Raw genomic sequence first — 5,900 nt, forward strand, 5'->3', positions numbered from 1 at the left:
CCCCAGAGCGCCCCCGGCCCCGTCGGCACCCGGCTCCCCATCCGCCGCGCCCTCGTCAGCGTCTACGACAAGACCGGGCTGGAGGAGCTCGCCCGCGGCCTCCACGCCGCCGGGGTCGAGCTCGTCTCCACCGGCTCCACGGCCGGCCGGATCGCCGCCGCCGGGGTGCCGGTCACCAAGGTCGAGCAGGTCACCGGCTTCCCCGAGTGCCTCGACGGCCGGGTCAAGACCCTCCACCCCCGGGTGCACGCCGGCATCCTGGCCGACCGCCGGCTGGAGGCGCACCGCGCGCAGCTCGCCGACCTCGGCATCGAGCCCTTCGATCTGGTGATCGTCAACCTCTACCCGTTCGAGGACACCGTCGCCTCCGGCGCGGCCCCCGACGAGTGCGTCGAGCAGATCGACATCGGCGGCCCCTCGATGGTGCGCGCCGCCGCCAAGAACCACCCGTCCGTGGCGGTGGTCGTCGACCCGCGGCGCTACGCGGACGTGCTGACGGCCGTCGCCGACGGCGGCTTCGACCTGGAGCGGCGCAAGCGGCTCGCGGCCGAGGCGTTCCGGCACACCGCCGCCTACGACGCGGCCGTCGCCAGCTGGTTCGCCGCGGACTACGCCGGTGACGGCGCGGAGTTCCCCGGCTTCATCGGCGTGGCCTACGAGCGCAAGAACGTGCTGCGCTACGGCGAGAACCCGCACCAGGCGGCCGCGCTCTACACCGGCGGCCGGGGCGGGCACGGCGGCCTGGCCGAGGCCGAGCAGCTGCACGGCAAGGAGATGTCGTACAACAACTACGTGGACACCGACGCCGCCCGGCGGGCCGCGTACGACCACGACGAGCCCTGCGTCGCGATCATCAAGCACGCCAACCCGTGCGGCATCGCGGTGGGCGCGGACGTCGCCGAGGCGCACCGCAAGGCGCACGCCTGCGACCCGCTGTCCGCGTTCGGCGGGGTGATCGCCGTCAACCGGCCGGTGACCGTGGCCATGGCCGAGCAGGTCGCGGAGATCTTCACCGAGGTCGTCGTCGCGCCCGGCTACGAGGAGGGCGCGGTCGAGGTGCTGGCGCGGAAGAAGAACATCCGGGTGCTGCGCTGCCCCGAGGCGCCGCGGCAGCCGGTGGAGTTCCGGCCGATCGACGGCGGCGGGCTGGCCCAGGCCAGGGACGCCTTCCAGGCCGAGGGCGACGACCCCACCCACTGGACCCTGGCCGCCGGGGAGGCCCTGCCGGCCGAGGAGCTGCGGGAGCTGGTCTTCGCCTGGCGCGCCTGCCGGGCCGTGAAGTCCAACGCGATCCTGCTCGCCAAGGACGGCGCCACCGTGGGCGTCGGCATGGGCCAGGTCAACCGGGTGGACTCGGCGCGGCTCGCGGTGCAGCGGGCCGGCGCGGAGCGGGCGAGCGGCTCCTACGCCGCGTCCGACGCCTTCTTCCCCTTCGCCGACGGGCTGGAGGTGCTGCTGGAGGCCGGTGTGCGGGCCGTGGTGCAGCCGGGCGGCTCGGTCCGTGACGAGCAGGTCGTGGAGGCCGCGAAGAAGGCCGGGGCGACCATGTACTTCACGGGCACCCGCCACTTCTTCCACTGAGCCACGGGAAACACGGGAAAGGGGCGGCGCCGGGCAGGCGCCGCCCCTCGGGAGCGGGGTCGCTCGGTCGGCTCGCTCAGCCGCGCGGACGGTTGAACCACGCGGCGCCGTCCCGCTTGGCCGCGAACACGATGACCAGGATTCCGCACACCGTCCACGGCAGGCCGAGCGGGAACCCGAAAATGCTGGCCACGATCATCACCGCGCCGGTGACCATCAGGCCGATCCGGGTGCCGCTGCCGCCCTTGCCGATCTTCGTGGCGAAGACGATCGACAGGACGCTGGAGATCAGATAGACGATGCCGATGCCGACTATCGCCCCGCCGGAGACGCCGCTGTCCTCGAGGCCCTTCTTGAAGTCCTCGTTGTCCACGGCGCCCAGGGCAATGAGCAGCAGGGAGAAGATCACGCCGATGACGCCCAGGACGTAGAGCATGATCCTGGCGGCCTTGAGCGTCCCGGGCATCTCCGTCGGCACCTGGTCACCGACGGGGTGAGCGCCGTACGGGTCCCCCGCGCCCTGCGGGTACGGCGCGTACGGCTGGCCGGGCTGCTGCGGATAGCCGCCCTGCTGCTGGGGGTAGCCGGTGCCCTGCTGCGGCTGGCCGTAGGGCTGGCCCTGCCCCTGCGCGGGGCTGCTGTAGGGGTTGTTCGGGTCCGGATGGCTCACGGGGCTTCCTTAGCGCGGTATCGGTCGAGTGTGGTCTGGGCCGTCATGATCGGCGGCTACCCCGGCCGTGTCCAGGGGATTCCGGGCGTGCGGAGCCCGGGACACGGCCGGTGACGGGTTCGTGCGCGGCGCGTACGCGGTTCGTATGGAGTTGTGCCCCGTGGGGATTCCCGCGGCGGCCCTGATTGGAACGCCGATGCGTTCATCCTGGAGGATGTAGTCATGACTGCCCAGATTCTCGACGGCAAGGCCACCGCGGCCGCGATCAAGTCCGAACTCGCCGAGCGCGTGACGGCGCTCAAGGAGCGGGGGGTCACCCCGGGCCTCGGCACGCTGCTGGTGGGCGAGGACCCGGGCAGCAAGTGGTACGTGGCGGGCAAGCACCGCGACTGCGCCCAGGTGGGCATCGCCTCCATCCAGCGCGAACTGCCCGACACCGCCTCCCAGGAGGAGATCGAGGCGGTCGTCCGCGAGCTCAACGAGGACCCCGCCTGCACCGGGTACATCGTCCAACTCCCGCTGCCCAAGGGCATCGACACCAACCGGGTGCTGGAGCTGATCGACCCGGCCAAGGACGCCGACGGCCTTGCCCCGATGAGCCTGGGCAAGCTCGTCCTCAACGAGCCCGGCCCGCTGCCGTGCACCCCCAACGGCATCGTGGAGCTGCTCCGCCGCCACGACGTGCCGATCGCCGGCGCCCATGTGGTGGTCGTGGGCCGCGGGGTCACCGTCGGCCGCTCCATCGGCCTGCTGCTCACCCGCAGGTCCGAGAACGCGACCGTCACCCTCTGCCACACCGGCACCCGCGACCTGTCCGCCGAGCTCCGCCGGGCCGACATCATCGTGGCGGCCGCGGGCTCGCCGCACATCGTGAAGCCGGAGGACGTGAAGCCGGGCGCGGCCGTGCTGGACGTCGGCGTCAGCCGGGACGAGAACGGCAAGATCGTCGGAGATGTGCACCCGGGCGTGGCCGAGGTGGCGGCCTGGGTCTCCCCGAACCCCGGCGGGGTCGGCCCGATGACCCGTGCCCTGCTGCTCCAGAACGTCGTCGAGGCCGCGGAGCTCGCCGCGGGCGACGCCGCCGCGCACTGAGAAGGGGCTGCCGGTCATGGCCGCTGAACAGGAGCCGGCGCCCGGGTCCGGCAAGGGGCCGGACAACGGACCGGACAACGGACCGGGCAAGGGCCCTGCGCCCGAGCCGAGCAAGGCGCCCACGCCGGGGCCCGGCAAGGGGCCCGGGCCGGCGGAGCCCGAACCGAGGCCCGGCAAGGAGCCCGCCAAGGGGCCCGGCAACGAGACCCGTAAGGCCCCCGGCCGGGGACCCGCGCCGTCGAAGCGGGCGGCCGAGCCCGACGAGGAGTCGCCGCGCGGCCGGCGGTTCACCGTCGTCACCCGGAGCACGGCCCGCCCCGAGGGCGGCGGCCGGGCCGCCCCCGGCGACGCGCCTGCCCCCGCCCGGCAGTGGCCCCTGCTGACCGTGCTGGGGCTCACCGGTCTCGGTCTGCTGGTGGTGGCGTTCGGCGCCTTCCGCGTCGGCACGCTCGTCATCGGGCTGGCGCTGCTCGTGGGCGCCGCGCTGCGCTGGGCCCTGCCGTCCGTCGGCATGCTCGCCGTGCGCTCCCGCTTCACCGATCTGCTCACCTACGGGCTGCTCGGCTTCATGATCGTGATCCTGGCGCTGATGGCCCAGCCGAAGCCCTGGCTGGACCTGCCGTGGCTGGAGAAGGCGGTCCACTTCACGGTCCGCTGAGCGCTTCCCGGCTCTTCCCCGGCCTTCCCGGCCCTTTCCCGGTCCGCTTCCCGTGGCGCGATTCCGACGCCCCGCCCGCGCGGCCGGCGGCGGGCCGCCCTCTCCCCCGTGGGAGGGCGGACCGCCGCCGTGTTTACGAGGATCATGGACGCGACAAGCAGCTTCAAGCCACATCCGTCCCCTGTGGCGGGGTGGTGACAGAGCCGGTACGGCCCGGAAACGATGGCCCGCCCCCGGGCACCGGGGGACGGGCCACCGCCCACCGGACGGCTCCGCTCGGCGACCCGTGCCCCCCCCGGTCGCCGACCGCGCCGCCCCGCTCAGTTGCAGTGGTACGAGCTCTTCCGCAGCTTCTTCCAGGTGTTCTTGCCGACGACGCCGTCGGCGTTCAGGCCGTTGCGCTGCTGGTAGCGCACGATGGCCCGCTTGGTGTCGGGGCCGTAGTCACCGTCGACCGCTCCCGGGTCGCAGCGGTAGCCCTTCAGCAGGCACTGCGCCTCGGCGACCGCCGCCCCCTCGCTGCCGGCCCCCACGATCGCGGTCATGGTCCTGCTGAAGCCGGCGGTCCAGCCCATGCTGCCGTCCGCCATCTTCTTCCACTTGTACTGCGACGCCTGCCCGGTGCACCGGTACGCGGCGGCGGACGCGCCCCGGCCGTCCGCCGCGCTCACCGCGGCGCCCGTGCCCGGTCCGCCGGCGGCCGTGCCCGCCGATGCGACGGCGGCCGGGCCCAGCGCGAGGCCGGTGCCCAGGGACGCGGCCGCCGCCACCAGGGCGACGCGCTTGCGTGGTGCGTTCATGCTCGATTCCCCCTCCGGTTCGGTGGGCGGCGCGGTGGGGGGGGCCCCCCCCCCCCCCCGTCCTGCCCCTCGAGACTGCGGCCCCAGGGCCCGGCGGGGCCAGCGGCACCGCCCCCGCTGGGTGATCGTGGGACCCGCCCGCCCCCCACCGGCTGGGACGTCCGCCCGACGGACGTCCCGCTGGGACACCGGGGGCGGGCGGACCGCTCGTGGGATGGCCGAAAGCCTCCGGGGAGCCCGGGACGCCGGGAACGATTCGGCCCGACGGGGCCGTCCCTGTCCGGCGGGAACGACGAACCGCCGGGGGGACCCCGGGACTTTCGGACACGAATGGGGTGGGACGTGTCGCGATGGAAGGAGTTGCCGGAATCCCTGGACCCGAGGGTTCGGCAACTCGTGGTGAATCTCAGACGGCTCAAGGACCGCAGCGAGCTGAGCCTGGCGGCCCTCGCCGCCCGGACCTCCTACAGCCGCTCGTCCTGGGAGCGCTACCTCAACGGCAAGAAGCTGCCGCCCCGCGAGGCGGTCGAGGAACTGGCGACGATCTGCGGCGCGGACGCCACCCGGCTGCTCGTGCTGCACGAGATCGCCGACGAGGCGTGGCGGCGCGAGCTCGCCCTCTGGCAGCCGGCCACGCCGCCCGCGGAGGCGGGGCCCGGGCCCGACGGCCCCGCCGGCGGCCCACGGGAGGACGGGACACCGGCCGCCGGCGCGCCGCCCCCGGAGGACCCGGAGCCGCCCGCGCGCTCGCCGCGCCTGGGCCGCCGGGCCCGCTTCGCCGCCGCGGCGGCGGCCCTCGCCCTCGTCGGACTGACCGCCGGGCTGCTGGCCGCGGCCCCCTGGGAGGACGAGCGGCGGCCCTCCGACCGGGCGAGCGGGCCGTCCGCCGCGGCCGTGCCGCCGGCCTCGGGCACCCACACCGAGCCGTACGTCCACCGCCCCGGCCAGACCTTTCCCTGCCGGGTCGAGCGGCAGGACGGGCTGCTGTACGCGGGGCACAGCCGCACCCGCGACGCCATCCTCCAGCTCACCTCCACCAGTTGGGACGTCGTGGAGGCCCAGTGCCTGCTGCGGCACCACGGCTTCGCCACCGGGGCCG

Annotated in this window: 6 protein-coding genes; 4 read left to right on the plus strand and 2 right to left on the minus strand. The window is 74.7% G+C overall.

Annotated features, from left to right (window positions below):
• The first annotated feature begins 39 nt into the window (after nt 1-39).
• A complete protein-coding gene (gene purH, locus ACSNOD_RS27260) occupies nt 40-1,581 on the plus strand; it encodes a bifunctional phosphoribosylaminoimidazolecarboxamide formyltransferase/IMP cyclohydrolase (protein WP_436769735.1) in 1,542 nt (513 codons plus the stop codon).
• 76 nt (nt 1,582-1,657) lie between these two features.
• On the opposite strand, the gene ACSNOD_RS27265 is transcribed toward purH, so the two are convergent.
• Nucleotides 1,658-2,251, minus strand: a complete 594-nt coding sequence (locus ACSNOD_RS27265) for a hypothetical protein (RefSeq protein ID WP_436769730.1) — start codon at nt 2,249-2,251, stop codon at nt 1,658-1,660.
• A 222-nt stretch (nt 2,252-2,473) separates the two neighbouring features.
• On the opposite strand from ACSNOD_RS27265, the gene ACSNOD_RS27270 reads away from it, so the two are divergent.
• Both ACSNOD_RS27270 and ACSNOD_RS27275 read left to right on the plus strand, forming a co-directional pair.
• Nucleotides 2,474-3,343, plus strand: a complete 870-nt coding sequence (locus ACSNOD_RS27270) for a bifunctional methylenetetrahydrofolate dehydrogenase/methenyltetrahydrofolate cyclohydrolase (RefSeq protein WP_436769731.1) — start codon at nt 2,474-2,476, stop codon at nt 3,341-3,343.
• Nucleotides 3,344-3,359: 16 nt separating this feature from the next.
• On the plus strand, nt 3,360-4,001 hold the full coding sequence (locus tag ACSNOD_RS27275) for a DUF3017 domain-containing protein (RefSeq protein ID WP_436769732.1): 642 nt from the start codon (nt 3,360-3,362) through the stop codon (nt 3,999-4,001).
• Nucleotides 4,002-4,321: 320 nt separating this feature from the next.
• Here ACSNOD_RS27275 and ACSNOD_RS27280 read toward each other — a convergent pair whose 3' ends face one another.
• The gene (locus ACSNOD_RS27280; RefSeq protein ID WP_436769733.1) at nt 4,322-4,801 is read right to left on the minus strand and encodes a peptidoglycan-binding domain-containing protein; all 480 of its coding nucleotides are present in this window, start codon (nt 4,799-4,801) and stop codon (nt 4,322-4,324) included.
• Nucleotides 4,802-5,197: 396 nt separating this feature from the next.
• On the opposite strand from ACSNOD_RS27280, the gene ACSNOD_RS27285 reads away from it, so the two are divergent.
• Nucleotides 5,198-5,900, plus strand: a 703-nt coding sequence (locus ACSNOD_RS27285) for a helix-turn-helix domain-containing protein (RefSeq protein ID WP_436769734.1), incomplete at its 3' end; no start/stop codon positions are given.

It is taken from the genome of Streptomyces sp. URMC 123, from assembly GCF_051386515.1.
In the GTDB taxonomy this organism is placed as follows: domain Bacteria; phylum Actinomycetota; class Actinomycetes; order Streptomycetales; family Streptomycetaceae; genus Streptomyces.